The sequence below is a fragment of the Massilia consociata genome, assembly GCF_042432755.1.
GTDB classification, from domain to species: Bacteria; Pseudomonadota; Gammaproteobacteria; order Burkholderiales; family Burkholderiaceae_D; genus Telluria; species Telluria consociata.
On record NZ_JBHLWP010000006.1, the window covers coordinates 110598 to 136920 of the forward strand.

Annotated in this window: 23 protein-coding genes; 6 read left to right on the plus strand and 17 right to left on the minus strand. The window is 65.3% G+C overall.

What is annotated here, in order from left to right; translation table 11 throughout:
- Positions 1-13 precede the first annotated feature (13 nt).
- From hydA to aptA, 6 genes are all read right to left on the minus strand, one after another.
- The gene (hydA, locus tag ACFFJK_RS04605) at positions 14-1405 is read right to left on the minus strand and encodes a dihydropyrimidinase (protein ID WP_379677942.1); all 1392 of its coding nucleotides are present in this window, start codon (positions 1403-1405) and stop codon (positions 14-16) included.
- Between the two features lie 11 nt (positions 1406-1416).
- Positions 1417-2943, minus strand: a complete 1527-nt coding sequence (locus tag ACFFJK_RS04610; protein WP_379677944.1) for an NCS1 family nucleobase:cation symporter-1 — start codon at positions 2941-2943, stop codon at positions 1417-1419.
- 115 nt (positions 2944-3058) lie between these two features.
- Complete coding sequence (gene preA, locus ACFFJK_RS04615) at positions 3059-4339, minus strand: NAD-dependent dihydropyrimidine dehydrogenase subunit PreA (protein WP_379677946.1); 1281 nt, start codon at positions 4337-4339, stop codon at positions 3059-3061.
- Positions 4327-5715 carry an NAD(P)-dependent oxidoreductase gene (locus ACFFJK_RS04620; protein WP_379677948.1) on the minus strand — a complete coding sequence of 463 codons (1389 nt, stop codon included), beginning with the start codon at positions 5713-5715 and terminating at the stop codon, positions 4327-4329. The genes preA and ACFFJK_RS04620 overlap by 13 nt, the downstream gene beginning before the upstream one ends.
- 89 nt (positions 5716-5804) lie before the next feature.
- A complete protein-coding gene (locus ACFFJK_RS04625) occupies positions 5805-7298 on the minus strand; it encodes a CoA-acylating methylmalonate-semialdehyde dehydrogenase (protein ID WP_379677949.1) in 1494 nt (497 codons plus the stop codon).
- A 2-nt stretch (positions 7299-7300) separates the two neighbouring features.
- The gene (gene aptA / locus ACFFJK_RS04630) at positions 7301-8617 is read right to left on the minus strand and encodes an omega-aminotransferase AptA (protein ID WP_379677950.1); all 1317 of its coding nucleotides are present in this window, start codon (positions 8615-8617) and stop codon (positions 7301-7303) included.
- Positions 8618-8831: 214 nt separating this feature from the next.
- Here aptA and ACFFJK_RS04635 point away from each other — a divergent pair, with 214 nt between their 5' ends.
- From ACFFJK_RS04635 to ACFFJK_RS04660, 6 genes are all read left to right on the plus strand, one after another.
- Positions 8832-10238 carry an aminotransferase-like domain-containing protein gene (locus ACFFJK_RS04635; protein ID WP_379677951.1) on the plus strand — a complete coding sequence of 469 codons (1407 nt, stop codon included), beginning with the start codon at positions 8832-8834 and terminating at the stop codon, positions 10236-10238.
- A 7-nt stretch (positions 10239-10245) separates the two neighbouring features.
- Positions 10246-10908, plus strand: a complete 663-nt coding sequence (locus tag ACFFJK_RS04640; RefSeq protein WP_379677952.1) for a TetR/AcrR family transcriptional regulator — start codon at positions 10246-10248, stop codon at positions 10906-10908.
- A 52-nt stretch (positions 10909-10960) separates the two neighbouring features.
- On the plus strand, positions 10961-11548 hold the full coding sequence (locus ACFFJK_RS04645) for a GNAT family N-acetyltransferase (protein WP_379677953.1): 588 nt from the start codon (positions 10961-10963) through the stop codon (positions 11546-11548).
- Between the two features lie 146 nt (positions 11549-11694).
- Complete coding sequence (locus ACFFJK_RS04650; RefSeq protein WP_379677954.1) at positions 11695-11961, plus strand: hypothetical protein; 267 nt, start codon at positions 11695-11697, stop codon at positions 11959-11961.
- 3 nt (positions 11962-11964) lie between these two features.
- Complete coding sequence (locus ACFFJK_RS04655) at positions 11965-12855, plus strand: sensor histidine kinase (RefSeq protein ID WP_379677955.1); 891 nt, start codon at positions 11965-11967, stop codon at positions 12853-12855.
- A complete protein-coding gene (locus tag ACFFJK_RS04660; RefSeq protein ID WP_379677956.1) occupies positions 12855-13625 on the plus strand; it encodes a LytR/AlgR family response regulator transcription factor in 771 nt (256 codons plus the stop codon). Before ACFFJK_RS04655 ends, ACFFJK_RS04660 begins: the two co-directional genes overlap by 1 nt.
- Before the next feature lie 51 nt (positions 13626-13676).
- Here the strand turns inward: ACFFJK_RS04660 and ACFFJK_RS04665 are convergent, their stop codons facing one another.
- From ACFFJK_RS04665 to ACFFJK_RS04715, 11 genes are all read right to left on the minus strand, one after another.
- On the minus strand, positions 13677-13973 hold the full coding sequence (locus ACFFJK_RS04665; RefSeq protein WP_379677957.1) for a hypothetical protein: 297 nt from the start codon (positions 13971-13973) through the stop codon (positions 13677-13679).
- A gap of 19 nt (positions 13974-13992) precedes the next feature.
- The gene (locus ACFFJK_RS04670; RefSeq protein ID WP_379677958.1) at positions 13993-14394 is read right to left on the minus strand and encodes a glutaredoxin family protein; all 402 of its coding nucleotides are present in this window, start codon (positions 14392-14394) and stop codon (positions 13993-13995) included.
- 3 nt (positions 14395-14397) lie between these two features.
- A complete protein-coding gene (locus ACFFJK_RS04675; protein ID WP_379677959.1) occupies positions 14398-14922 on the minus strand; it encodes a TonB-dependent receptor domain-containing protein in 525 nt (174 codons plus the stop codon).
- A 39-nt stretch (positions 14923-14961) separates the two neighbouring features.
- Complete coding sequence (locus tag ACFFJK_RS04680) at positions 14962-15891, minus strand: IS5 family transposase (protein ID WP_379677961.1); 930 nt, start codon at positions 15889-15891, stop codon at positions 14962-14964.
- Positions 15892-15918: 27 nt separating this feature from the next.
- The gene (locus tag ACFFJK_RS04685) at positions 15919-16647 is read right to left on the minus strand and encodes a hypothetical protein (RefSeq protein ID WP_379677962.1); all 729 of its coding nucleotides are present in this window, start codon (positions 16645-16647) and stop codon (positions 15919-15921) included.
- Positions 16648-16656: 9 nt separating this feature from the next.
- A complete protein-coding gene (locus ACFFJK_RS04690) occupies positions 16657-19581 on the minus strand; it encodes a type VI secretion system Vgr family protein (RefSeq protein ID WP_379677963.1) in 2925 nt (974 codons plus the stop codon).
- A 275-nt stretch (positions 19582-19856) separates the two neighbouring features.
- Positions 19857-20261 carry a cytidine deaminase gene (locus ACFFJK_RS04695; RefSeq protein WP_379677964.1) on the minus strand — a complete coding sequence of 135 codons (405 nt, stop codon included), beginning with the start codon at positions 20259-20261 and terminating at the stop codon, positions 19857-19859.
- Positions 20262-20271: 10 nt separating this feature from the next.
- Positions 20272-21594: a thymidine phosphorylase gene (deoA, locus tag ACFFJK_RS04700; protein WP_379677965.1), complete on the minus strand. Its 1323-nt coding sequence runs from the start codon at positions 21592-21594 to the stop codon at positions 20272-20274.
- A 162-nt stretch (positions 21595-21756) separates the two neighbouring features.
- On the minus strand, positions 21757-24147 hold the full coding sequence (locus ACFFJK_RS04705) for an aldehyde dehydrogenase family protein (protein WP_379677967.1): 2391 nt from the start codon (positions 24145-24147) through the stop codon (positions 21757-21759).
- An 18-nt stretch (positions 24148-24165) separates the two neighbouring features.
- Entirely contained in the window at positions 24166-25122 is a 957-nt protein-coding gene (gene deoC, locus ACFFJK_RS04710) for a deoxyribose-phosphate aldolase (protein ID WP_379677968.1), read from the minus strand.
- Entirely contained in the window at positions 25119-26312 is a 1194-nt protein-coding gene (locus ACFFJK_RS04715) for a phosphopentomutase (RefSeq protein WP_379677969.1), read from the minus strand. Before ACFFJK_RS04715 ends, deoC begins: the two co-directional genes overlap by 4 nt.
- Positions 26313-26323 lie beyond the last annotated feature (11 nt).

Consider the following 26323-nt stretch of genomic DNA (forward strand, 5'->3'; position numbering starts at 1 on the left):
TTGAGAAATCGGGTCAGGCGACGGTGGCGGTGAAGGCCGGGCGTTCGATGTAGCGGCCGGCGCCGCTTTCCGCGCGCAGCTCGCCCCGTTCGAACACGAGCTTGCCGGCGGCGACCGTATGGGTCGGGACGCCACGCACCGTGCGGCCTTCGAACACGTTGAAGCCGCCCTTCGAATGCTGGGTTGCAGCCGAGATCGTGCGGGTGCCCGCCGGGTCCCACACGACGATGTCGGCATCCGCGCCGACGGCGACCACGCCCTTGCGCGGATACATGTTGAAGATCTGCGCCGCATTGGTGGACGTGACGCGCACGAACTCGGAGGGCGTAAGGAGCCCCGTGTTCACGCCGGCATCCCACACCACGGCCATGCGTTCCTCGACGCCGCCGCAGCCGTTGGGGATCTTCGTGAAATCGTCCTTGCCGGCCGCCTTCTGCTCGGCGCAGAAGGTGCAGTGATCGGTCGCCGTAGTATGCAGGTTTCCGCCCTGCAGGCCCTGCCACAAGGCCTGCTGGTGGTGGCTGCTCCGGAACGGCGGGCTCATGACGTGGCCGCGCGCGAAGTCCGGGTCGGGGTGGCGGTAGACGCTGTCGTCGATGACGAGGTGGCCGGCCAGGGCTTCGCCGTACACGCGCTGTCCCCTGGCGCGGGCGCGCTGGATCGCCTCCAGCGATTCGGCGCAGGACACGTGCACGATGTAGACCGGCGTGCCCAGCACGTTGGCGATCGCAATCGCCCGGTTGGCCGCTTCCGCCTCGACTTCCGGCGGCCGGGACAGCGGGTGGGCTTCGGCGCCGCGGATGCCCTTCTTGAGCAGTTCCTGCTGCAGTTGGTACACCAGCTCGCCGTTCTCGGCGTGCACCGTCGGGATGGCGCCCAGTTCGAGCGCGCGGCGGAAGCTTCTTACCAGGGTCTCGTCGTCCGCCATGATCGCGTTCTTGTAGGCCATGAAGTGCTTGAAGCTGTTCACGCCATGCTCGCGCACCAGCACGCCCATCTCTTCGTGCACCGATGGGTCCCACCAGGTTACCGCCACGTGGAAGGTGTAGTCGCCGGCGGCCTTGCGCGCCCAGCCGCGCCAGGTGTGGAAGGCGTCGAGCAGCGACTGCTTCGGGTCGGGAATGACGAAATCCATGATGGTGGTCGTGCCGCCCGCCAGGCCCGCCGCGGTGCCGGTGTAGAAGTCGTCCATCGTCACGGTGCCCATGAAGGGCAGCTGCATGTGGGTGTGGGTGTCGATCCCGCCCGGCATCACGTACTGGCCGTGCGCATCGATGATCGTGGCGTTGGCAGGCGCATCCAGGTTCTCCCCGACCGCCACCACTTTGTCGCCGAAACACAGGACATCGGCGCGAAACGCCCGGTCGGCGTTCACCACGGTACCGCCACGTATCATCGTCGTCATGGACACTCCCTTCAGGTTGGATAGTTGTTCGCTGCGCCGCCCGCCCCGTTGCCTGCCACGCGCTGGGCCGGCGCCGTGCGGCCTTTCATCATCACCCCGTACACGATGGCCGCGATCACCACGCCCACGAACCAGGCATAGGTATAGATGGTCTTGAAAACCTCGCCCACGTCCGGGAACGCTTCCGGCAGCGCCGCGTTCAGGAAGCCCGGCAGGTTGGGCAGCACCCCGGCAGCGAAGGCCACAAGGGCGGCGATGTTCCAGCCGCCCTTGTACGAATAGGGTCCGCCCTCGTGGTACAACTGGGCGACGTCGAGCCTGGTGTTGCGCAGCAGGTAGTAGTCGACGATCATGATCCCGGCGATCGGCCCGAGCAGGGCCGAGTAGCCGGTCAGCCAGATGAAGATGTAGTTCTGGGTCGTCTCGAGTATCTTCCAGGGCATCATGGCCAGCGCGATGCCGGCGGTGATGTAGCCGCCGGTGCGGTACGAGATGCGCTTCGGCGACAGCGCCGAGAAATCGTAGGCCGGGCCGACCAGGTTGGCCGCCAGGTTGACGCTGGCGGTGTCGATCATCAGGATCAGCAGGGCGACCAGCACCGCCACGCCGGTCATCCGGCTGGCCACGTCGACCGGGTCCCACAGTGCCTTGCCGTACAGGACGATGGTGGCCGACGTGACGGTGACGGCCAGCGCCGCGAGCAGGCCCATCGGCAGCGGCAGGCCGAGGGTCTGGCCCACCACCTGGTCGCGCTGGGTTTTCGCAAAGCGGGTGAAGTCGGGGATGTTCAGCGCCAGCGTGGCCCAGTAGCCGATCATCGCCGTCAAGGACGGCCAGAACACGCTCCAGAACAGGCCGGCCTTCGGTCCGCCTTCCACGAACTGCGAGGGCTGTTCGAGCAGCGGGCCGAAGCCGCCCACCTTGTCGTACACCCACCACAGCAGCAGGAAGCAGATCGCGATCTTCAGCGGCGCAGTGTACGTTTCGAGCTTCCTGATCGATTCCATGCCGTGCACGATGAAGTACATCTGGATCGCCCAGAAGCCCAGGAAGCAGGCCAGCTGGCCGAGGTTGATGCCCAGGCCCGGCAGATTTTCTCCGCCGAGCGGGGCGCCCATCAGGACGCCGAGCAGCGTATAGATCATGCTGCCGCCGAACCAGGTCTGGATGCCGTACCAGCCGCAGGCCACGACCGCGCGCATCAGCGCGGGCAGCCGCGCGCCACGGGTGCCGAAGGAGGCGCGCGCCAGCACCGCGTAGGGAATGCCGTACTTGGTGCCGGCGTGGCCGACCAGGAGCATCGGCACCAGCACGATCACGTTTGCCAGGAATACCGTGGCCACCGCCTGCCAGGCCGACATCCCGCTTTCGATCAGGCTGGACGACAGCATGTAGGCGGGAATGCTGATCACCATGCCGACCCACAGGGCGGCGAAGTGGTACCAGCGCCAGGTGCGCTGCGCCGGCGTCGTCGGGGCCAGGTCGTGGTTCCAGAGGTCGGGGCTTGCGCCAGGTTGCGCATGGTGTTGCGTGGTCACGGTCGGACTCTCCTCGTCGGTTGCAAATCGGTGCGACCGAGTGTAGCGCAATCGTCATTACAGATGCTTTTCGTAGGGTGGGCGGGTCTCCCGCCCACCCTACGTAACCGGCAATTCACACGACAGCGGGCTCCGCTCGAGGATTACGCGGATCCTGCGTCCAGTTCATGTAAGGCTTGCCGCTGTCCTGCGGCACCATCGTGATGCAGGCCTCGACCGGACAGGTGATCTCGCACAGGTTGCAGCCCACGCATTCGGCGTTGATGACCTCGTAGCGGCGATTGCCCGCATCGTCCACCGCGCGCGCGATGGCCTGGTGCGAGGTATCCTCGCAGGCCACGTAGCACTTGCCGCACTTGATGCACTTGTCCTGGTCGATCCGGGCGATGACCTGGTAATTCATGTCCAGGTACTTCCAGTCGGTGGTGTTCTGCACGGCCTTGCGCGAGAACGCCGCGATGTTCTCGTAGCCCTTGCTGTCCATCCAGCGCGACAGGCCGTCCTTCATCTCTTCGACGATACGAAAGCCATGCAGCATCGCCGCCGTGCACACCTGTACCGAGCCGGCGCCGAGGGCAATGAACTCGGCCGCGTCGCGCCAGTTGCCGATGCCGCCGATGCCGGAAATCGGCAGGCCGCAGGTAGCCGAGTCGCGCGCGATTTCCGCCACCATGTTCAGGGCGATCGGCTTGACCGCCGAGCCGCAGTAGCCACCATGGGTGCTGGCGCCGCCCACGACCGGGTAAGCCACCATACGGTCGAGGTCGAGGTGGGTGATCGAGTTGACCGTGTTGATGAGCGATACCGCATCCGCCCCGCCGGCCAGCGCCGCACGGGCCGGAGCGCGCACGTCGGTGATGTTCGGCGTGAGCTTGACGATCACCGGCAGGCGCGTGTGCTTCTTGCACCAGGCCGTCACCATCTGGACGTATTCGGGCACCTGGCCCACCGCCGCGCCCATGCCGCGCTCGGGCATGCCGTGGGGGCAGCCGAAGTTCAGCTCGATGCCGTCGGCGCCGGTCGCCTCGACCAGCGGCAGGATCGCGGCCCACGGCGCTTCCTCGCACGGCAGCATCAGCGAGACGATCATGGCGCGGTCCGGCCAGTCCTTCTTCACTTGCGTGATCTCGCGCAGATTGATTTCCAGGCTGCGGTCGGTGATCAGCTCGATGTTGTTGAAGCCGATGACCTCGCGGTTCTTGCCGTAATGGGCCGAGTAGCGCGACGAGACGTTGACCGCCGGCGGGTCTTCGCCCAGGGTCTTCCACACCACGCCGCCCCACCCTGCTTCAAAAGCGCGCACGACGTTGTAGGCCTTGTCGGTCGGCGGCGCGGAGGCCAGCCAGAACGGGTTCGGGGACTTGATACCGCAGAAGTCGATGCTCAGGTCGGCCATGCTGCCTCCATCTTGGCTTGGATGTCTTCGTGGATGCTCAGTGCCGCCAGCTTGCCGTGCTGGACTGCCTGGACCGTCAGGTCCTGTCCCGGCGCGACGCAGTCGCCGCCCGCATAGATGCCCGGCAGCGCGGTGCGGAAGCGACTGTCGATCCGGATGCGGTCGCCTTCACGCCGCTGCTGGCCAATGAGCTCGCGTGCCAGCGGTTCATTGAAACCGGCATCGTCCATGCTCTGGCCGATGGCCTTGAACACGGCGTCGGCCGCAATCTCGATGAAGCCGCCCGTGCGCACCAGCCGCCCCTCTTCCATGCGGGTCTGCTCGAAGCGCATGCCGGCCACGCGCCCTTGCTCGTCCAGCAGTACCTCGAGCGGCGCGGCCCAGGTGCGGATGCGCACGAAGTTCGCCTTGGCGATCTCGATCTCGTGACTGGTTGCGCTCATCGACTCCAGGCCGCGGCGGTACACCAGGGTCACGTCCTCGGCGCCGAGGCGCTTGATCTGCACCGCCATGTCGATCGCCGTGTTGCCGGCGCCGATGACGACGGCGCGGCGCGGTACCGGAAGCACGGACAGGTCGCCGGCCTGGCGCAGCGCGGCGATGTAGTCGACGGCAGGCATCAAGCCCGGCGCATCTTCGCCAGTCAGGCCGAGGGCGCGGCTGGCCTGCAAACCGATGCCGAGAAAAACGGCGTCATAGCGGGTATGCAGCTCGGCCAGGCTGAGGTTCTCGCCCAGCTTGCGGCCGTACTCGATGTGGATGCCGCCGACCGACATCAGGAAATCCACTTCCTGCTTTGCAAAGTCGCCCGGCAGCTTGTATCGGGCGATGCCGTATTCGTTCAGGCCGCCCGCCTTCGGGCGCGCTTCGTACACGACCACGTCGTTGCCCAGCATGGCCAGGCGGTGCGCGCAGGACAGGCCGGCAGGGCCTGCGCCGACCACGGCGATGACCTTGCCGGTGGAAGGGGCACGCTGGAAGGGGTGCCCGGCGAAGCGGGCGTTGTCGATCGCGTAGCGCTGCAGCAGGCCGATGCGCACCGGTTCGCGCTCGGCCGGGTTGTTGCGCACGCAGGATTGCTCGCACAGGATCTCGGTAGGACACACGCGGGCGCAGCTGCCGCCGAAGATGTTGGCCTTCAGGATGCCGTGGGCGGCGCCATCGATGTTCCCATCGTGGATGTTGCGGATGAAGCTCGCCACGTCGATACCGGTCGGGCAGGCATTCATGCAGGGAGCGTCGTAGCAGTACAGGCAGCGCGCCGCCTCGACGGCGGCCTGGCGCGCGGTGAGCGGCGGCGCCAGGTCGGTGAATTGCGAGGCGAGCTCGCCGTTCGACCCTGCCGCTGGCGGCAGGTGCTGGAGTGATTCGATCATGTGCATCCCTTATCGTTGGACGAACTGCGTATGAATCGACGACATGCTGCGGCCGGGTGCGACGCAATGCCCCGCCCCTGCTTCTACCCCTACTTCATCTGCGGGAAGGCGAACTGGGGCCCGCTGCTGGCAGTGTTGGGCCAGCGCTCCATCACCGCCTTGTGGCGGGTATAGAAACGCACACCTTCGGGCCCGTAGGCGTGGTGGTCGCCGAACAGGCTGCGCTTCCAGCCGCCGAAGCTGTTGAAGGCCATCGGCACCGGCAGCGGCACGTTCACGCCCACCATGCCGACCTCGATCTGGCGCACGAACTCGCGCGCCACCCCGCCGTCGCGCGTGAAGATGGCGACGCCGTTGCCGTATTCGTTGGCGTTGATGAGTTCCACCGCGCGTCCCACATCCGGCAGGCGCACCACGCACAGCACCGGGCCGAAGATCTCTTCCTGGTAGATCGTCATGTCGGGCGTGACATGGTCGAACAGCGTGCCGCCGACAAAGAAGCCGTTCGGGCAACCGTCCACCCGGTAGCCGCGGCCGTCGACCACAAGCGTGGCGCCCTGCTCCACGCCCTGCCCGATCAGCCGCTCGATGCGCTCCTTGGCGGCAGCGGTCACCACCGGCCCCATCTCCGCGCCTTCGGCCATGCCGTCGTCGATCTTCAGCTTCGCGGTACGCTCGGCCAGTGCGGCAACGAGCTGGTCGCCCGCATCGCCGATGGCCACCGCCACCGAGATCGCCATGCAGCGTTCGCCGGCCGAGCCGTAGGCGGCGCCGACCAGCGCATCGACCGCCATCTCCATGTCCGCGTCGGGCATGACGACCATGTGGTTCTTGGCGCCGCCCAGCGCCTGCACGCGCTTGCCATTGGCGCACGCGCGGGAGTAGATGTACTCGGCGATCGGCGTCGAGCCGACGAAGCTGATGGCCTGGATGTCCGGGTGGTCGAGCAGCGCATCCACCGCCACCTTGTCGCCCTGTACCACGTTGAACACGCCGTCGGGCAGCCCCGCCTCCTTCAGCAAGCGCGCGTGCAGCAGCGAAGGCGACGGGTCGCGCTCCGAAGGTTTCAGTACGAAGGTGTTCCCGCACGCGATCGCAACCGGGAACATCCACATCGGCACCATCACGGGAAAATTGAAGGGGGTGATGCCGGCCACCACGCCGAGCGGCTGGCGCATCGACCAGGCATCGATGCCGCGGGCGATCTGGTCGGTGAACTCGCCCTTGAGCATCTGCGGGATGCCGACCGCGAACTCCACCACCTCGATGCCGCGCGCGACTTCGCCCTGCGCATCCGCGAAGGTCTTGCCGTGCTCGCGGGTGACCATCGCGGCGAATTCGTCGGTGTGCTGCTGGCACAGCTGCAGGTACTTGAACAGGATGCGGGCACGCGCCAGCGGCGGCGTGGCGGCCCAGGCCGGGAACGCGGCTGCGGCCACGGCGACGGCGGCGTCCACGTCGCGCGGCTCGGCCAGCACCACCCTGGCGCAAGGCTCGCCGCGCGCCGGATTGAAAACGTCGGCCTGGCGCGCGCCTTCCGCGTGCGCCGGCTGGCCGTTGATGAAATGGGAAATCAGGGTCATGGTCAGTCCAGGTTTTTCAGTACGTTGGCAAGCTTGCCGAACAGCTCGTCGATATGCTGCTTGGTCAGGATGAGCGGCGGCGACAGCGCGATGATGTCGCCCGTCACGCGGATCAGGATGCCGTCCGCGAACGCCTTCTTGAAGGCGCTGTAGGCACGCGCGCCCGGCTTGCCGGGAATGGATTCGAGCTCGATCCCGGCCACCAGGCCGATCGAGCGCAGGTCGATCACGTGCGGCAGGCCGCGCAGCGAGTGCAGTGCGTCCTCGAAGTAGGGCTGCAGTTCCCTGGCATGCTCGACGATGCCCTGCTCGCGGAACACCTCGAGCGTGGCGAGACCGGCCGCGCAGGCCAGCGGGTGGCCCGAATAGGTGTAGCCGTGGAACAGCTCGATGCCGGCCGGCGCATCCATGAAGGCATCGTGGATGAAGGCTTTCGAGAACACGGCGCCCATCGGCACCACGCCGTTGGTCAGGCCCTTGGCGGTCGTCATCATGTCCGGCTCGACACCGAAATAGTCGCTCGCGAAGGGGGTGGTCAGGCGGCCGAAACCGGTGATCACTTCGTCGAAGATCAGGAGGATGCCGTGCTTGTCGCAGATCTCGCGCAGGCGCTTGAGGTAGCCCTTCGGCGGCACCAGCACGCCGGTGGAACCGGACACCGGCTCGACGATCACGGCGGCGATGGTCGAGGCGTCGTGCAGCGTCACCAGGCGCTCCAGCTCGTCCGCCAGTTCGACACCGAAGTCCGGCTCGCCGCGCGAAAAGGCGTTCTTGAGCAGGTTGTGCGTGTGCGGCAGGTGGTCCACGCCCGGCAACAGCGGGCCGAAGCTCTTGCGGTTGTTGCCGATGCCGCCCACCGACAGGCCGCCGAAACCGACGCCGTGGTAGCCGCGCTCGCGGCCGATCAGGCGCGTACGCCCGCCCTCGCCGCGCGCACGGTGGTAGGCCAGCGCGATCTTGAGCGCGGTATCCACCGCCTCCGAACCGGAATTCGTGTAGAACACGTGGCCGAACTTGTGGCCGGTGTAGTCCATCAGCTGCTCGGCCAGGTCGAAGGCGGCCGGGTGGCCCATCTGGAAGGTGGGCGCGAAGTCGAGCTGGCCGACCATCCGGCTCACGGCCGCCGTGATCTTCGGCTGGGCGTGGCCGCAGGGCACGCACCAGAGGCCGGCGGTGCCATCGAGCACGCTGTTGCCGTCCACATCCTTGTAATACATCCCTTCGCTTGATACCAGAAGCCGTGGACTGGCCTTGAAGTCGCGGTTATTGGTGAAGGGCATCCAAAACGACGACATCGACTTGGGCCTGGACTCGTTCATGCGTCTCTCCCCGCCATGTTGGCGAAATTTTTACCAATTGGCAAAATATTGATCAATAATAGTCAGCAAGGCAACACCGGCACAGATACACCGACGGCAAAACAACCCAACCGTACAGTCAGCTTAACCTGTACAGTTGCAACCGGTAGCGTGGAGCGGCACGATGGATGAAGCTGTTTTGACAGACGAATTTCCTTGCGAAACAAGTGATCCGGTGTGGCCAGTGCTCGCGATCGACAGGGGCAAGCGCGGCAGCCTGGTCGACCAGATCGTGGCGGCCATCTCGGCGATGGTAAACGAGCGTCAGCTCGGTGCCGGCACGAAAATGCCCTCGGTTAGACAATTCGCAAAGTGCAATGGCGTCAGCACATTCACGGTGGTCGAAGCCTATGAGCGGCTGCACCAGTCGGGACTGCTCTCCTCACGCCGCGGTTCCGGTTTTTTCGTTACGCGCAGCCTGCCGCAGGCACCCACCGCGCCTTCTGCGCCCAGCCTGCAATCCGAGATCGACGCGCTGGCGCCGGACCTGTACTCCGGCCAGGCCGAGGCCCTGCCCGTCGGCGCCGGCTGGCTGCCGCCCGAATGGTATGGCGAGAACACCATCCTCGATGCGGTGCGCCATGCCATGAAAATCCCGGCCGGCCGCCTGCGCGGCTACGGCCACCCGCTCGGCTTTCCCGCGCTGCGCCAGCACCTGGCCACGAGCCTGTCCGGCGAGCTGTTCCCCGTCGAGCCCGACCAAGTCCTGCTGACCAACGGCGCCACCCATGCCTTCGACCTGGTGCTGCGCACGCTGACCCGTCCCGGGGACGTGGTGCTGGTGGAAGATCCGGGTTACAGCAACCTGCTGGCGCTGGTGCGCCACCACGGCTGCGTCCCGGTGGGCATTGCGCGCAGCGAAGCCGGCCTGGACATGGAAGAACTGGCGCGCCAGGCCGCGCAGCTGCACCCCAAGCTCATGTTCGTCAACACGGTGCTGCAGAATCCCCTCGGCACCTCGCTGTCGCCGGCCCAGGCGCACCGGCTGCTCGCGCTGGCCGAGCAGTTCGACTTCTGGCTGGTGGAAGACGACATCTACCGCGAGCTGGCCGCCCCCGGCGAGGCCTCGCTCGCCGCGATGGACGGGCTGCGCCGCGTGATCCGGGTCGGCAGCTTTTCCAAGACGCTGTCCCCGGTGCTGCGCGTCGGCTCGCTGTGCGCCTCGCGCTCGCTGGCGCCGGAACTGCTGCGCGTGAAGATGCTGACGGGACTGACGACGTCCGAGATCAACGAGCGGGCCGTGCTGGATGCCACCAGCACGCGTGGCTACCGGCGCATGGTCGAGCGCCTGACCGGCCAGCTGGGCGATGCGCGCGAGCGCACGCTCGAGGCCCTGCAGGGCCTCGGGATGCGTCCGCTGGCCCGTCCGCGCGGCGGCATGTTCGTCAGCGCCGGCTGGCTGGATGCGCCGACGGCAACGCGCAACGGCCGCAGCATTGCCGACGCAGCCTTGAAAGCCGGGATCCTGCTCGCGCCCGGCGAATTCTTCACGCAGCGCACACCGGGCCGGATCTGGTTCCGCTTCAATGCCGCCTATGCGGCCAACCCGCAACTGCTCGCCTTCCTGCGCCAGCACCGCTGAGGACACCATGGACATCCACGCTACCTGCAGCGCCAGGAGGCGCGACAAGGTCGAAGCCGCGATCCTGCTGGCCGCCACCCGCCTGTTCGCCGAATGCGGCTTCGAAGGCACGACCATCGCCGCCGTCGCCGGGCGGGCCGGCATCTCGAAGCAGAACCTGCTGTACTACTTCCCGACCAAGCCCAGCCTCTACCAGCGCGTGCTCGACGATGTGCTCGACGACTGGCTCGAACGCATGGCGCACCTGGCGAACGCCGACGGGCCGCCTGCCGACGTGCTGCGCGCCTATGTCGCCGCCAAGCTGCGCTTCTCGCGCGAGCAGCCGTGGGCGTCGCGCGTGTATGCCATGGAAGTCATCGGCGGCGCCAAGTTCTACGGCGAGCAAATCCGCGCGCGCGTGGTCCCGCTGCTGCGCCGCGATATCGAGGTGTTCGAGCGCTGGATGGCGGACGGACGCATCGCCCGGGTGAATGCCACCCACCTGCTGTTCGCCTTGTGGGCAATGACGCAGTCGTACGCCGACTTCGCGCCGCAGATGGCGCTGGTGCTGGGCCGGCCCGAGCTGACCGGCGCAGACTTCGAGGACGCGGAGCGGCTGGTCGGCGAGCTGGTGGTACGGGCGCTAGCGTCACAGGCCATCCCTTTGCAAGCTGTCACTTCTGATAGATAGGACGCGGCGGCAGGGAAGTGTTATCATTTCTGCCACAAATTCAGGTTTTACCATGTCCAGTCCAGTGTCCACCCCCGTGTCGAATTTCGCCACGCCCATCCTCACCACCAACCGCCTCACCCTGCGCCCGCTCGCTCCAGGCGACGCGGCCGACCTCTACGCCGTCTTCTCGGACCCGGCAGTGGTGCGCTACTGGAGTGCCGAGCCGTGGACCTCGATCGCCTGTGCCGAGGAGGCCATCGCCAGTGCCCTCGCGTGCTACCGCGAGCAGTCCGAGGTACGCTTCGGCATCGAACTGGCGGCAACGGGTGGCCTGATCGGTACGGTCAACCTGCATCACATGTTCCCCAAGAACCGCCGCTGCGAACTCGGCTACGCGCTCGCCAGCGCGCACTGGGGCAAGGGCTACGCCGTCGAGGCGCTCGGCGCGGCGCTGGACTACGGCTTCCACGAGCTGCGCCTGAACCGTGTGGAGGCCGACATCGACCCGCGCAACGCCGCATCAAGCGCCGTGCTGGAGCGGATGGGCTTTCGCAAGGAAGGCTATATGCCCGAGCGCTGGTTCGTGCATGGCGAAATGGCCGACACCATCAACTACGGCCTGCTGCGGCGCTACTGGGACGAGCGCGGCGGCCGCTGAGTGCCGCTGCCGCGCGTATTGACGCCCCGTTCATCCGCTCCCAGTACCGCCAGACCCGTTTTTTCGACACTTCGTCGGATGACGATGGTGCGGCCGGTATGCACGTCCTAGAGTAGCGCTACCAACTCAACTGAAGGACGCAACAGATGAAATCCACCAGCCCGCGCCAGGCGCGCTTTCAATCGTTCATCGCCGACATGGAAGTCATCGGCCGCAAATGCCACCGCGCCGTGCGCACCGGCGCCCGCACCCTGGCCGCCCTGCGCTGGCCTTCCCTGCTGGGCATTGCGATCGTGCTGGCCTGCCTCTTGACCATCGTGCCGGTCGTGCTCGCGCTGTTCGTCGGCCTGCTGTTGCTCAAGTTCGTCGCCGGCGCCCTGTTCGGCCGCCGCCCGCAACAGATCGTGGAGTAAGCCATGGCTGCCGCCCCGATCAACCGCGCACTCGACTTCGTGCGCGATGCCGTCAGCGAAGCGAGCGCCCTGTGGTGGGCCTTCTTCGACTGGCTGGCCATGGTCGAGTGGCGTCAGCTGTACGTGACCTGGTTCCTGGTGTTCGTGTTCGGCATCTCGTTCCAGCTCACCGATCCGGCGATCTGGTTCATCCTGATCTCGTTCGGGGTCAAGGTGCTGGCCGGCGGCAAGCGACGCGCCGAACTGCAGGCCAAGGAAGCCTCCGACAAGGCCAACGTCGCCACGCTGGAACGGCGCCTGATGGAAGCGCGGATGGCCACGCTGCAGGCCCAGGTCGAGCCGCACTTCCTGTTCAATACGCTGGCGCTGATCGGCCAGCTGATCGAGACCGACCCGAAGGAAGCGGCGCGCGTGCACGCGCACCTGATCGAATACCTGCGCTCGTCGCTGCCGCAGATGCGCGCCAGTGGCGGCGGCACGCTCGGCAAGCAGGTCGAGCTGTCGCGTGCCTACCTGGCGATCATGCAGGCGCGTATGAAGGAACGCCTGGCCGTACGCTTCGAGGTGCCGGACTTCCTCGGCAGCGCGCCCTTCCCGCCGATGATGCTGCAGACGCTCATCGAGAACGCGATCAAGCACGGCCTGGAGCCCAAGGTGGCGGGCGGCACGGTGCTGGTGCGCGCCCACGTGGAAGGCGCGACGCTGCATGTCGACGTGTGCGACGATGGCGTTGGCATCAACCTGCATGCCGACGAGGGCGTGGGCCTGGCCAACATCCGCGAGCGCCTGTCCCTGCTCTACGGGAAGGATGCCGAGCTGGTGATCGAGATGCCCCCGGGCGGCGGCGCCTGCGCCTCGATCCGCCTGCCCTACCGGATGACGGAGTTCGACTGATGAGCCAGAGCGCCCCGACTGCCTTGATCGCCGACGACGAAGCGCCGCTGCGCGAACAGCTGCGCATGCGCCTGAGGGAAGCCTGGCCCGAGCTGCGCATCGTGGCCGAAGCCGCCAATGGCGCCGACGCCCTGGCGCTGGCGCAGCAGCACCAGCCCGACATCGCCTTCCTCGACATCCGCATGCCCGGCATGGGCGGCATCGAGGCGGCGCGCCAGCTCAACGGCCGCTGCCACATCGTCTTTGCCACCGCTTACGACCAGTACGCGCTGGACGCCTTCGAGCAGGGCGCGATCGATTACCTGCTCAAGCCGGTGACGCCGGCACGCCTGCAGACCACCTGCGAACGGCTGCGCACGCGGCTGACCCGCGCGCCGCAGGACATCAGCGCCCAGCTGGCCGAGCTGGGCACCCTGCTCAAGCAGGGCGGGCCGGCAAAACCGAACTACCTGCGCTGGATCCAGGCCCAGGTGGGCGGCAGCCTGCGCATGGTGAGTACGCGCGAGATCCTGTTCTTCCAGGCTGAAGACAAGTACACCTGCGTGCAGACCGCCACCGCCCAGCTCCTGATCCGCAAGACGCTCAAGGAACTGGCGGACGAGCTGGACCCGGACGAATTCTGGCGCATCCACCGCTCGACCCTGGTGCGGGTCGATGCGATCGCCGAGGTGTTCCGCGACCTGCGCGGGCGGCAGATGGTCCGGCTGCGCAACTTCCCCGGCGAGCTGGAAGTGAGCCGCAACCACGGGCATCTGTTCCAGCAGATGTGATCGTCCTCCGAGCCGCCCTTCAAGCTGTTGCTCTGCAGCCAGTCGGCAATGCTATTCCTCCGGATTCTGGTCGCAAATCTTGTGACACATGTTGTCGACCGAATCGAGATGCTTTTCGGTCAGGTGCTGCTCAGCCTCATTCAATTGCTCCAACTTTCGAACATCGGTTTCCCGCTTCTTGCTTTCTCGAATCGCGGCCAGTTTTTCTTCATAGCGTCCTTTGTGAGGAGTAGGATCGACACTCAGGCAAGTACGAAAGCACTCCTTCCTGGGTCTTTCACGCACCTGTGCAGATACAATGCTCGGCAACACGGCCGCAACGACAAACAGCGTCAACATTCTTTTCATACCTATTCCCGTCACTTTTTTAGCAATTCAAGAATTCTTGATAGTGCTTTACGTTAAAACCTAGAACAAATCGGTCTTCCGACACCAAAATGGGAACCGCGTTTTTCCCAAGCTTTCTGAATTGATCTTTCGCAGTCGCAGATTGATCGATCAACATATCGTTGAACGGCACGCCTGCGGAAACGAGATATGCACGCGCGGACGCGCAGTGCTCGCACGTGGTTGTTCCATACAGAGTGAGCTTATGCGGTTGCTGAACAATATGCGTCGTGAAGTCGCCGGCGGTGAATGGTCCGCGCCACTGCTTGATCAGATGTGGCAATTTTCCACCGATAATTACTGCTATTACAACGGTTACTATAATTACCGCAACATTTATAGCTTCAAATCGTTTCGCTAACAAACGGCCACCTTTTTCCAAAAATTATAGTTTTTTCTCCAGACGAATCGATATGCGAGCGTGGTCGTCGGAGCTGGACAAGCGTCGTACCATTCCTTCGCTTTGCAGGTACTCGTCCGTCCTGTGTCGCTTGCGGGAAAGGAGATTGTCCAGACTCACAACAACTCGTGTGTCCTTATCCGCATCCCAACTTGCATTGCCCCCCACTGTGAGCTTGCTCGATTCGAATACGCGTTGGCTGGCGCTTTCGCGCCACCAATCGCCGGGCAAATAACTCAGATCGAATCTCAGCTTCAGCGGCAATGATCGAAACTGATACCCGCCGCCGAATTTTGCGCGCAAGGGTGACTGCCCTTCGACACGATTGTCAGGCCCGGGGATATCGTCGAGTTCGGATCGAGCCAGGCCCAGGCTCCCATAGAGTTCCAGCTCGGGCAGTGAAGCCCAAGCATCTTTACCGGATAACCTGGCCTCCAGATTCACCCCTTGTATTCTTGCCTTTCCCAAATTGGCAGGCCGATACAGGTAGCGCGGGGCTTTGTTGAGCAAATCGAGCGAAGGCCGAGCTGACGCTATTTGTAGTTCGTTTTACAACACTGGGACCGTAATCGGGGTACCAAGCCGAGTAAAGCGGTTGAGCACGGCAGCCCGCACTTGTAGTTCGGCGACCTGACGGTCGAAGTCACGCGCCATGACGCGTTCGCCCAGCAGTTTGAAGCAGCGCATCTTGGTTTCGACAAGGCTGCGCCGGTGGTAACCGCTCCATTTCTTCCAGATCGCCCGGCCCAGCCTGCGTGTCGTGTGCAGTATCTCGTTACGCGCATCGGCACCGCAGCGATTTGCCTTCCAGGGTTTGGCATTCTTGCGGGTCGGGATGATGGCTTGAGCGGCACGCCGGGCGATGGCCTCGTGGCAGTCCTTCGTGTCATAAGCGCCATCGCCGCTGACGCTGGCAATCTTCTCATCGACAGGAATTTGGTCGAGCAGCGCTGGCAGGACAGGCGCATCGCCAATGCTGTTGTCGGTCACCTCCATGGCTCGGATCTCCAACGTGGACGCGTCGATCCCAAGGTGCACCTTGCGCCATTGACGGCGGTATTCCGCGCCGTGCTTCTTCGTCTTCCACTCGCCTTCGCCCAGCATCTTGATACCCGTGCTATCCACCAGCAGATGCAGTCCCGTCGTGGTCGGCACCGCTCCAATGGCGACCTGCAGCGTCTTCTGGCGCCGGCTGACCGTGCTGTAGTCCGGCACCGGCCAATCGAGCCCGGCCAGGTGCAGCAAACTTTGCGCCATGCCCATGGCCTGCCGCAGTGGTAAATTGAAGAGGCACTTGATGCTCAGGCAGAACTGAATCGCCTCGTCGCTGAACGTCTGGCTACGCCCGCGTTTGCCGCTCGGCTGGCCGTGCCAATTCATCGTTGGATCAAGCCAGATCAGCAGCGAGCCGCGTGCCTTGAGGGCTTCGTTGTACGTCTTCCAGTTCGTCGTGCGGTACTTCTGTGGAGCTGGTTTCATCCGTTCAGGCTACCAGACCTGCGGGTTCTACGCTGGTCGAGCCTGATTTACGCAACAAAGCCCATTTTTCGGACTAGCCGAAAACAACTCCCCCGGCTTTCCAGTGACCGGGCCTGCTTCGAGTTTCATTAAAACGTCTGGCCTGATTTCGTCAGGTTTTACATCAGCCACCGCGACGTAATCTTTCACTACGGGCGGCTCTGGTGGATACAAGTAGTCGAATCGAGTATAACTTGCGGTTGTCAAAATAGACATCTTTGGTTGCGCCACCGCGAAGATATCTTGATGACTTTTCCAATAATTCGTGGGACTACCGCCGACACGCGTTGACGAAGCCGTTTGTACACTCTGCCCCAACACTATTAAGAGCGGCTCAGGCTTTTCCTTGGGGTCAGCGCCATAACTCGTCGCGTCGAGGTCGATGACTTTATATCGCCCTATGACCGCCCCGTTGACGCTCAATACGAGTTCCCCCTTGAACTCCCGGCCAACCCATATTTGAAACCGCTCGCCATCAAAGAAGTTTGCCTTTCTCAGCAATTTCTTCTCGCGAGGACTATAGAATTCCGATTTTGATTCGACTGTGTAAGTCGTGTCGGCCTTCAGGTTGATATCGAAGATGACGTCACGGTGCTTGCGCAGGATGACCTTGACGTTGTCGCTCGATCGCCAGCACTGCACACGCTCACCTGGCAGGTCGATGCATACTTCCTGCACCTTCGCGTTCAATGCCGCATTTGATTTTTTCGCGCCCATTGCTGATCCTCACTTGCGTCGTGGCTGCTTTGCGCCGAATGGTCCAAGAGGAGCGTTCTTGATCAGTGCCTTGCCGCTACCGTCCAGCACCACCTTTTTTTCTGCTCCATTCGAGAAGTTCAGATTAATCGGCTCATCGGTCAGCACGTTGCCATCCGCGTCCACGAATTCAATCTCCAGGTCACGCTTGATATTCAACTCGGAGACTTTCATGGCGAGGTCGACACCCGGAACACTGACAGGCCCCGCCAACTCCTTCTTGCTCGCCTTGAACTCCACCTTCCCCGGCGCATGCACCTCGATATTCCCCCCTTCGAGCTTGATGTACGCCCCCTGCGCCGTCAGCAACACATGCTTCTTCGGCGCAGAAATCGCCACCGACTTGGTCACGCTGGCCACCGTCACCGTCTTGTCGGCGGTGATCGACGTCGTCCCCGACTGGCTCTGCGTGCTCAGCTTCCCGCTGGCCGCATGCAGCTTGATGCCGGCTTCCTGGTTGGGTTTGTCTTTGTTGGTAGCCTTACCGTAGGTGAACAGGCTGATGCCATCCGCAGCCAGCGTGGACGCATTGCCCTGCGCGGCGAGATTGATATCCTGCCCGGCGACGATGCTGCTGGTCGTGCCCGCAGCCAGCACGGCGTCCAGGGGTGTGGTCGCGACGATGCCGGATGGACTCGACAGCTGCAGGTGCGGCTCGCTGTATGCTGCGGCCTCCTGCTGGCCGCCGGCGGCCGCCTGCGTCGCCTCGAGCACCTCGGCGCTATGGCCCATCTGCTTGATCGCAAGGAGTTCCTCAGGCGCCGGCTCGTCCTTCAGTTTGGCGTTGTGTTTCTGCGCCTGCGACGCCAGGCCAAGCTGCAACTGCTGGCTCGCCGCGACCTGGGCAAGCGCTTCGCGCGAGTCGAGCTGGTTGCCATTGCCGCCATGGCGCGCATCGCTCGACAGCAACATGCCTTGCCCTGCGCGAAGCGCCACGCTGTTCGCCGCCTTCAGCTCGGCGCCGAAGCCCACCGTCTGCAGCCGTTCGTTATCGCTCTGGTGCCGCAGGTGTCCCAGGTTCAGTTCGGCCGCTCCATCGTGCGCCTTCGTGTGGTGCTGCAAGGCAATGCGCGCCTGCCCTTCGCTGTCGTCGAACACCAGCTGGTTATAGGCGCCGGCGCCGGCCTGGCTGGCCTGCATGGCCTGCGACTTGAAGCCGGACAGGACCGCCGGGTGCCCGTGGCCACCGTCCTCGCCCGGAAACCACGGTGGCGCGTTGCCGGTTGCCGCCCCGGCGCCGTACGCGGCCTGGTTGTACTGCGCATCGGGCTGCCCGCGTCCGTTGTACAGGCTGCCGATCACCACGGGCCGGTCGATGTCGCCCTCGAGGAAATCGACCAGCACTTCCTGTCCCACGCGCGGGACCATGTTGCTGCCCCAGTTGGCACCGGCGACCGGCGTCGCCAGCCGCACCCAGGTGCCGGCCCTGTCGTCGCCAGGGGCGCCGGTGTGCCCGTCGGGATGCGGATGATCGCTGCGGCCATGGCTGGCTGCGCCCCGCTGCCAGTGGAACTGCACCTTGATGCGGTGGTCCCGGTCGGTATGCACCACCGCCCCAGGCGCTCCCACCACGATAGCGGTCTGCTGGCCGCGCACCGTCGGGCGCGGATGGAGGATGCGGCCGCTGCGGTGCATGCCGCTGCTGCGGTATGGAAGGCTGGCCAGGATGGCGTCCATGCGGTTGCGATACAGCGGCCGCTCGCCGCTGGCGGGACGCGCCGCCTTCCAGCCCGGCTCATCGGCATCGGTCGCGGCCACGATGCCCGGCCCCAGCAGCTTGGCGACGTTGTCGAGCATGTCGGCACTCAGGTTGTTGTGCATCAGGTGTACCGTGCGCACGATCAGGAAGGTGCGACCATCGTCGCCGTGCGCGCTGTCGAACCTGGCGTGGCCGTGCAGCGTGAAGGTGGTGCCTGGCGCGAAGGTCCGCACCGTCCCGGCGCCGATGTGCACGTGGCGCGCGGCTTCGATCGCCTCGATCTGGTTCCTTGCGATGCGCTGGCCCTGCTCGCGGTTCTCCCAGGCATAGACGCCCGGCGCATCGCGGCTGCACAGGAGCGGGCCGTCGATGCCGGTTCCCGCAGCCTGGACCTGGCGCTGGCGCGCCGTCCGGTAATCCCAGCTGCCCATCTCGACCGCATTCGTGGACAGGTGGCATTCGCTGCGCCAGCGGTCGATGCTGTCAGCCTGCATGACCGCGCCGGGACGGGTGAACGCGACCGAATCCTGGACGTTCGGCGCGAACGCCCCGTTATGGTCGGCGATGACCATCACGTGGCTGCCCAGCGAGGGGCTGTCCGCGTCGCCGCCGTGCTCGAAGAAGTAGAACAGCCCCTCCTCGTGCATGAGGCGTTCGACGAAGGCAAGGTCGCTTTCCTGGTACTGCGTGGTGAGGCTGCGCTTCGGATAGACGGCGCGGTCGGCGAGCTCGAAACGCCATGCGGGTGCGACCCTGCCCCGGCCTGCATAGCTGCCGAAAACCACCTCCAGGATGTCGAACACCGTCATGTCCTGGAACACCCGGCTGTCGCGGCCGAACGAGAGGAAGCGGGTCCAGGGCTCGATGCGCAGGACATGGCGCGCGAAGCCGCCGTTCGCGCCGGTCATGTCGGCGGCGGTGACGTATCCGTGAAAGGGACGCAAGTCGTCGTGGCTGGTGGCGGTCAACAGCTGCAGCAGCGCGGGTTGTCCGACCAGCGATTTCAGCGGCACATGGGCATCCGTGCACAAGGCGTCGATCCGGAAGCAGTAGCCTTCGCTGATGCCCTCCTCGCCCCGTACGCACTCCGCCAACAGGTCGGTACCCAGGGGCGTCGTCAGCCTGAGCAGGCGCGTGTCTTGCGTAAAACGGCTCAGCGACGCAAGCAGGCTGGATTCGCGGGCATGCTCCAACATCGTTTCCTCCGTTCCTATGTGCAAAGTCAACTCGTTGATTACACGTCGAGTTGCCGATGCCACTGTTGCGAAGGATCAGGCTGCTTGACGACAAGCATGAAACTGACTCGGCGCGGACACAGTGATTCGGAGATGGATGAAATCGCTCGGATTAATCCGAACCGCGATGGGCGGCCCGCTGCAGGGCCAAAAGAAAAGCGCTGCAGCGTTTCCGCATGCAGCGCTTGTTCATCACCGTGAGACCGCCCTAGCTCTTGCGGTCCTCATGCGGCTGCTTACGTGTTGAGGTCCCGCCCGCCAAACGCGTTCGGCAGCTGCTCGGCAGCCGTGGTCTCGAACACATCGCCGTTCAGGTTGGTCAGCACCACGGGCAATGCATTACCACCTAGTTCCAGGATCACCTGGCGGCAGGCGCCGCAAGGAGCGATCGGCCCCTCGGTCTGGCCGATGACGGCCAGCGCCGTGAAGTCGCCCGGCTTGTAGCCGTGCGCGATGGCGCTGAAGAACGCGGTGCGCTCGGCGCAGTTGCACAGTCCGTAGGACGCGTTCTCGATGTTGCAGCCGCGGAAGATGCGGCCGTCCTTGCATTCCAGCGCGGCGCCGACCTGGAACTTCGAGTACGGGGTGTAGGCCAGTTCGCGCGCGGCTCTAGCTTCGTCGATGAGTTTTGCGTATTTCATGCTCGATCCCTCAAGGACGGATGGTCTTGTAGATCATCGGCTCGGCGGCCGCTTTCTCTGCACCGATCTGGTAGGCCGCCTGCACCTGGCGCACCGCCTGCTCGGCAGCTTCCTGCGTGCGGGCATGCACCATCGCCAGCGGCTGGCCGACTGCGATCGTGTCGCCCAGTTCCACCAGGTTGGTGAGACCGACGGCAAAGTCGATCGTGTCCTGCGGACGCACGCGGCCGCCGCCCAGCGCCACCACCGCCAGACCCAGGCCGCGGGTATCGACCGCGGTCGCGTAGCCTGCCTGCAGGCTAGGTGCCGGCACGATGACCGGCGCGGTCTCGAGGTGCGCATCCGGCTTGTCCATCAGGTCGGCCGGGCCGCCCAGGGCGGTGACCATGCGCGCGAAACGCTCGGCCGCTTCGCCCGAATCGAGGGCTGCCTGCAGCTTGGCGCGGGCTTCGCCTTCGTTGGCGGCGATGCTGGAAATGACCAGCATCTCGGCGCACAGGGCCATCGTCACTTCATGCAGGCGGCTTGGTCGCGACTTGCCGGTCAGGTAGTCGATCGCGACGCGCACTTCGACGGCGTTGCCGGCGGCGTGGCACAGCGACTCGTTCATGCCGGTCAGGATGGCCGAGGTGCGGGTGCCGGCGCCGTTGCCGACGTGGACGATGCTCTCGGCCAGCTCCACCGATTTGTCATAGGTTGGCATGAAGGCGCCGCTGCCGACCTTCACGTCCATCACCAGCGCATCCAGGCCGGCGGCCAGCTTCTTCGACAGGATCGACCCGGTGATCATGGCCACCGACTCGACCGTCGCCGTGGTGTCGCGGATGCTGTAGAAGCGCTTGTCGGCCGGCGCCAGCTGGGCGGTCTGGCCGATGATGGCCACGCCCACGTCTTTCACCACCTGGCGGAACTTGTCCGGATCGGGCACGGTGCTGTAGCCCGGGATCGAATCGAACTTGTCCAGGGTGCCGCCGGTGTGGCCCAGGCCGCGGCCCGAGATCATCGGCACGAAGCCGCCGCAGGCCGCGATCATGGGCCCCAGCATGAGCGAGACCACGTCGCCGACGCCGCCGGTCGAGTGCTTGTCGACCACCGGGCCCGGCAGGTCCAGCGATTTCCATTCCATCACCAGGCCGGAATCGCGCATCGCCAGCGTGAAGGCGACGCGCTCGTCCATGGTCATGTCGTTGAAGTAGACGGCCATCGCCAGCGCGGCGATCTGGCCTTCGGTGGTGCTGCCGTCCGGGATGCCGCGCACGAAGAACTGGATCTCTTCGGCGCTCAGGATGCCGCCGTCACGCTTTTTGCGGACGATTTCTTGGGGGAGGAACATGATGCTTCCTTATAAACCGTTTTCAGTGTTATCTCCAAAACGTCATTCCCGCGCAGGCGGGAATCCAAGTTTCTATGCGTACTGCCTACGCTTGACGTAAGTAGCGCGCTACGAAATTGGATTCCCGCCTTCGCGGGAATGACGGTTTCGAAGCTATTGGTATCAGACGCCGTACGGAATCCAGACGTTCTTCACCTGGCTCGCATGCTGCAGCACCGTGCGGCCGCACGCCTGCTTCGCATCGAACCAGTCACGGCCCTTGGCGCCGCCAACCCAGGTACGCTTGAGCGAATCGCTTGATAAGCGCTCCACTTCCGCGCAACCTTCCGCCGAACCGTCGTGGCGCCACACCGCATCCACGTCCGCGTGCGACGCCAGCGTGCGCGCCAGTTCGGAGCTCGATCCGGTGACGATGTTCAGCGCGCCGCCCGGCAGGTCCGAAGTGTCCAGCACCTGGTACAGATCGAGCGCCGACAGCGGCGCCGTTTCCGACGGCACCGCCACCACGCGGTTGCCCAGGGCAAGTGCGGGAGCGACCAGCGAGATGAAGCCCAGCAGCGGGTTCTCGTTCGGGCAGATGATGCCGATCACGCCGACCGGCTCGTTCAGGGCCACGGTGATGCCGTGCATCGGCGGCTGGTGGGCCAGGCCGTCGTACTTGTCGCACCATGCGGCCCAGTAGAACAGGCGCTCGATCGATGCCTGCACCTCGCGTGCCGCATCCTTGGCGCCGGTCTGCGCGGCGATGCGCTGGGCGAATTCGTCGGCGCGGATCGCCAGGTTCTCGGCGATGTAGTACAGCACCTGGGCGCGGTTGTGCGCGGTGGCCTTGGCCCAGCCGGAAGCCTTGTGCGCCGCTTCCACGGCGTTGCGGATGTCCTTGCGGTTGCCTTCGCCGATATCGGCCAGGAAGGCGCCGTTGGCGCCCATGATCGCGCGGCTGTAGGCACCGTCCGGGCGCGCCTGCTTGCCGCCGATGTACAGCTTGGCGGTGCGGTCCACGGCGAACGGGTTGCCTTCTTCCGACGCTTTCACACGGCCCTGGTTCGAGCCAACTGCCGTGACGACCGGCGCCGCCGGGCGCGCGTCTTCCGCCAGCGGCGTCAGGTACTCGACCATGCCCTCTTTGCCGCCTTCGCGGCCGAAGCCCGATTCCTTGTAGCCGCCGAAGCCGCAGGCTGCGTCGAACTGGTTGGCGGTGTTGATCCATACCACGCCAGCCTTGATCTGCGGCGCCACGTCCAGCGCCAGCGAGATCGATTCCGACCACACGCAGGCGGCCAGGCCGTACACGGTGTTGTTCGCCAGCTGCACCGCTTCGCTCGGCGTGCGGAAGCTCATCGCCACCAGCACCGGGCCGAAGATCTCGGCTTGCGCCACGGCGGCCGAGGTCGAGGCCCCTAGGATCAGGGTCGGCAGGTACCAGGAACCGGCGGTCGGTGCTTCGCAGCTTGGCTGCCACACGTCGCAACCCTCAAGGCGTGCCGATTCCACCAGCGCGTGGATGCGCTGCTGCTGGATCGGATCGACCAGCGCGCCGATGTCGTTCGATTTATCCAGCGGCGAGCCCACGCGCAGGTTCTGCATGCGCGCCTTTACTTTTGCAATGAAGCGCTCGTAGACCGATTCCTGCACCAGGAGGCGCGAACCGGCGCAGCACACCTGGCCCTGGTTGAACCAGATCGAATCGACCAGGCCTTCCACGGCCGCGTCCAGGTCGGCGTCGTCGAACACGATGAACGGGGACTTGCCGCCCAGTTCCAGCGACAGCTTCTTGCCGGTGCCCGCGGTGGCCTTCCTGATGATGCGGCCCACTTCGGTCGAGCCGGTGAAGGCCAGCTTGTCGATGCCCGGGTGCTTGACGATGGCTTCGCCCACGGCGCCGTCGCCGGTGACGATGTTGACCACGCCGCTCGGGACGCCGGCCTGCTGGCAGATCTCGGCGAACAGCAGCGCGGTCAACGGCGTGAACTCGGCCGGCTTGAACACGATGGTGTTACCGGCCGCCATGGCCGGGGCGATCTTCCATGCCAGCATCAAGAGCGGGAAGTTCCAGGGCACGATCTGGCCGACCACGCCCACGGCGCGGTAGTCCGCGAATTCTTCCGACTGCAGCGAGGCCCAGCCGGCGTGGTGGTAGAAGTGGCGCGCGGCCAGCGGCAGGTCGGCATCGCGGGTTTCGCGGATGGTCTTGCCGTTGTCGAGGGTTTCGAGCACCGCGAACAGGCGCGCATGCTTCTGCAGCAGGCGTGCCACCGCATACATGACGCGCGCGCGGCCATGGCCGCCGAGGGCCACCCAGCCCGGCTGGGCGCGGCGCGCGGCCTGCACGGCGCGTTCCACGTCGTCGCTCGTTGCCTGCGTCACCTGGGCCAGCTCGCTGGCATCGGCCGGGTTGCTGGTGGCGAAGGTGGTGGCAGCTTCGGTCCACGCGCCATCGATGAACAGGCCAAAACGGCGTCCATGCTGGTCCAGCCACGCGTTCGCTTCCTTGGTGCTTTCTGGTGCGGGGCCGTAATCCATAGTCTGAAGAATCTCTTTAATAGTGGGCATGACGAATCCGTTGCTGTTTTATGGTTGCGCGTGGCGATGGGCGGCCGAGTAGTTGCCGGTCACGTAGTGTTCGAGCTGGCGTTCGATGTCGGTCATCAGGCTCGACGCGCCGATGCGGAACAGGTGCGGCTGCAGCCATTCGTTGCCGAGTTCTTCCTTCATCACGGTCAGGTACTGCAGCGCGGCCTTGGCGGTGGAGACGCCACCGGCCGGCTTGTAGCCGACCTGGAAGCCGGTCTGCTCGTAGTAGTCGCGGATCGCGCGGGTCATCACCAGGGACACCGGGATGGTGGCGTTGACGCCTTCCTTGCCGGTCGAGGTCTTGATGAAGTCGGCGCCGGCCATCATGCAGACCATCGAGGCCTTGGCCACGTTGTCCAGGGTGACGATGTCGCCGGTGGCCAGGATCGCCTTCACGTGGGCGTCGCCGCAGGCCTGGCGGTAGGCCACCATCTCGTCGTACAGGGCCTGCCAGTTACCTAGCAGGACGTGCTGGCGGGTGATCACGATGTCGATCTCGGTCGCGCCGGCGGCCACCGACAGTTCGATCTCGCGGATCTTGGTTTCCAGGCTCGACAGGCCGGCCGGGAAGGCGGTCGACACGGCGGCGATCGGCAGGCGGCCCTGCAGGACCTTGACGGCGGGTTGAATCATCTCGTGGTACACGCAGACGGCGCCGGTGGTGAGGCTTTCCAGGCCCAGTGCCTGCATCAGGTCGGCGCGCAGCGGGCGCATCGCCTTCATGCACAGGCGCTCGACGCGGCCCGGGGTGTCGTCGCCGCCGAGCGTCGTCAGGTCCATGCACTCGATGGCGCGCACCAGCCAGGCGGCCTGGTATTCCTTCTTGACGGTGCGGCGGTTCGCCAGGCTGGCGGCGCGGCGGTCGGCCGCGTTGCGGTTCACCTTGACATGCTTGACCAGCCCGAGGTCGAGGCCGACGGCGGTGTTACGTTTGAAGTCCAGGGGCTGGGTCATAGCAGTGCGGTTCCGTTCGAAAGTGGTTTGACGCCAAGGTGCTTGGCGAGGGTTGCGCCGATATCGGAGAAGGTATTCGCGATCGGCAGTTCCTGCGCGGCGACGTTCGGGCCGAAGAAGATCATCGGGATATGTTCACGCGTGTGGTCCGAGCCGGGTGCGGTCGGGTCGCAGCCGTGGTCGGCGGTGATGACGACCAGGTCGCCGTCCTTCAGCTTGGCCATGAATTCCGGCAGGCGCGCATCCAGCTCGTGCAGCGCGTTCGCATAGCCGGCGACGTCGCGGCGGTGGCCGAAGTGCATGTCGAAGTCGACGAAGTTGACAAACGTGAGCGACTTCGAGGGCGCAGTGTCGGCGGTTTCGACCAGGCGGTCGAACAGGGCCATGTTGTCGGCGCCCTTGATCAGCTGGGTCACGCCTTGCGCAGCAAAGATGTCGCTGATCTTGCCCAGGGCGATGACCTCGCCGCCCGCATCCTTGACGTGGTCGAGCAGGGTCGGTGCGGTCGGCGGCACGGCGTAGTCGTGGCGGTTGCTGGTGCGCTTGTAGTTGCCCTTCTCGCCAACGAACGGGCGCGCGATCACGCGGCCGATGTTGTAGGGCTTGACCAGCTCATACGCGGCCTCGCAGACTTCGTACAAACGTTCCAGGCCGAAGTGCTCCTCGTGCGCGGCGATCTGCAGCACCGAGTCGGCCGAGGTGTACAGGATCGGACGGCCAGTAGCGACGTGCTCGTCGCCCAGTTCGTTGATGATGGTGGTGCCCGAGGCGTGGCAGTTGCCGAGCCAGCCCGGTACCTTGGTGATCTCCTGCAGCTTGTCGGTCAGCTCTGCGGGGAAGGACGGCACCGTCTTCGGGAAGTAGCCCCAGTCGAACAGCACCGGCACGCCGGCGATCTCCCAGTGGCCGCTCTGCGTGTCCTTGCCGGTGGACTGCTCGCGGGCGACGCCCCAGGCGCCGGTGAAACCGTCGCGCCGGCTGAAGCCCGGCGCCCATTCGCCGCTCGCCTTGTGGGCAGCGGCGGCGAGCCCGAGGCGCTCCAGGTTCGGCAGCGCCATCGGCTTGCCCTCGTTCGCGGCCCAGGCCGCGATGTGGCCGAAGGTGTTGGCACCTAGATCGCCGTATTTGTCGGCATCGGGCAGCGCGCCCAGGCCGAAGGAGTCAAGCAGGAGGATGAATGCGCGTGACATGGAATCGCTCG

What these genes read in the sequence shown, in the direction of transcription:
- ACFFJK_RS04685 (WP_379677962.1), bottom strand. Translation starts at nt 16,647, where the DNA reads ATGGGCGCGAAAAAATCAAATGCGGCATTGAACGCGAAGGTGCAGGAA.
- ACFFJK_RS04660 (WP_379677956.1), top strand. Translation starts at nt 12,855, where the DNA reads ATGAGCCAGAGCGCCCCGACTGCCTTGATCGCCGACGACGAAGCGCCG.
- ACFFJK_RS04625 (WP_379677949.1), bottom strand. Translation starts at nt 7,298, where the DNA reads ATGACCCTGATTTCCCATTTCATCAACGGCCAGCCGGCGCACGCGGAA.
- ACFFJK_RS04695 (WP_379677964.1), bottom strand. Translation starts at nt 20,261, where the DNA reads ATGAAATACGCAAAACTCATCGACGAAGCTAGAGCCGCGCGCGAACTG.
- ACFFJK_RS04705 (WP_379677967.1), bottom strand. Translation starts at nt 24,147, where the DNA reads ATGCCCACTATTAAAGAGATTCTTCAGACTATGGATTACGGCCCCGCA.
- aptA (WP_379677950.1), bottom strand. Translation starts at nt 8,617, where the DNA reads ATGAACGAGTCCAGGCCCAAGTCGATGTCGTCGTTTTGGATGCCCTTC.
- ACFFJK_RS04665 (WP_379677957.1), bottom strand. Translation starts at nt 13,973, where the DNA reads ATGAAAAGAATGTTGACGCTGTTTGTCGTTGCGGCCGTGTTGCCGAGC.
- deoA (WP_379677965.1), bottom strand. Translation starts at nt 21,594, where the DNA reads ATGTTCCTCCCCCAAGAAATCGTCCGCAAAAAGCGTGACGGCGGCATC.
- ACFFJK_RS04645 (WP_379677953.1), top strand. Translation starts at nt 10,961, where the DNA reads ATGTCCAGTCCAGTGTCCACCCCCGTGTCGAATTTCGCCACGCCCATC.
- hydA (WP_379677942.1), bottom strand. Translation starts at nt 1,405, where the DNA reads ATGACGACGATGATACGTGGCGGTACCGTGGTGAACGCCGACCGGGCG.
- ACFFJK_RS04655 (WP_379677955.1), top strand. Translation starts at nt 11,965, where the DNA reads ATGGCTGCCGCCCCGATCAACCGCGCACTCGACTTCGTGCGCGATGCC.
- preA (WP_379677946.1), bottom strand. Translation starts at nt 4,339, where the DNA reads ATGGCCGACCTGAGCATCGACTTCTGCGGTATCAAGTCCCCGAACCCG.
- ACFFJK_RS04680 (WP_379677961.1), bottom strand. Translation starts at nt 15,891, where the DNA reads ATGAAACCAGCTCCACAGAAGTACCGCACGACGAACTGGAAGACGTAC.
- ACFFJK_RS04640 (WP_379677952.1), top strand. Translation starts at nt 10,246, where the DNA reads ATGGACATCCACGCTACCTGCAGCGCCAGGAGGCGCGACAAGGTCGAA.
- ACFFJK_RS04690 (WP_379677963.1), bottom strand. Translation starts at nt 19,581, where the DNA reads ATGTTGGAGCATGCCCGCGAATCCAGCCTGCTTGCGTCGCTGAGCCGT.
- ACFFJK_RS04715 (WP_379677969.1), bottom strand. Translation starts at nt 26,312, where the DNA reads ATGTCACGCGCATTCATCCTCCTGCTTGACTCCTTCGGCCTGGGCGCG.
- ACFFJK_RS04650 (WP_379677954.1), top strand. Translation starts at nt 11,695, where the DNA reads ATGAAATCCACCAGCCCGCGCCAGGCGCGCTTTCAATCGTTCATCGCC.
- deoC (WP_379677968.1), bottom strand. Translation starts at nt 25,122, where the DNA reads ATGACCCAGCCCCTGGACTTCAAACGTAACACCGCCGTCGGCCTCGAC.
- ACFFJK_RS04620 (WP_379677948.1), bottom strand. Translation starts at nt 5,715, where the DNA reads ATGATCGAATCACTCCAGCACCTGCCGCCAGCGGCAGGGTCGAACGGC.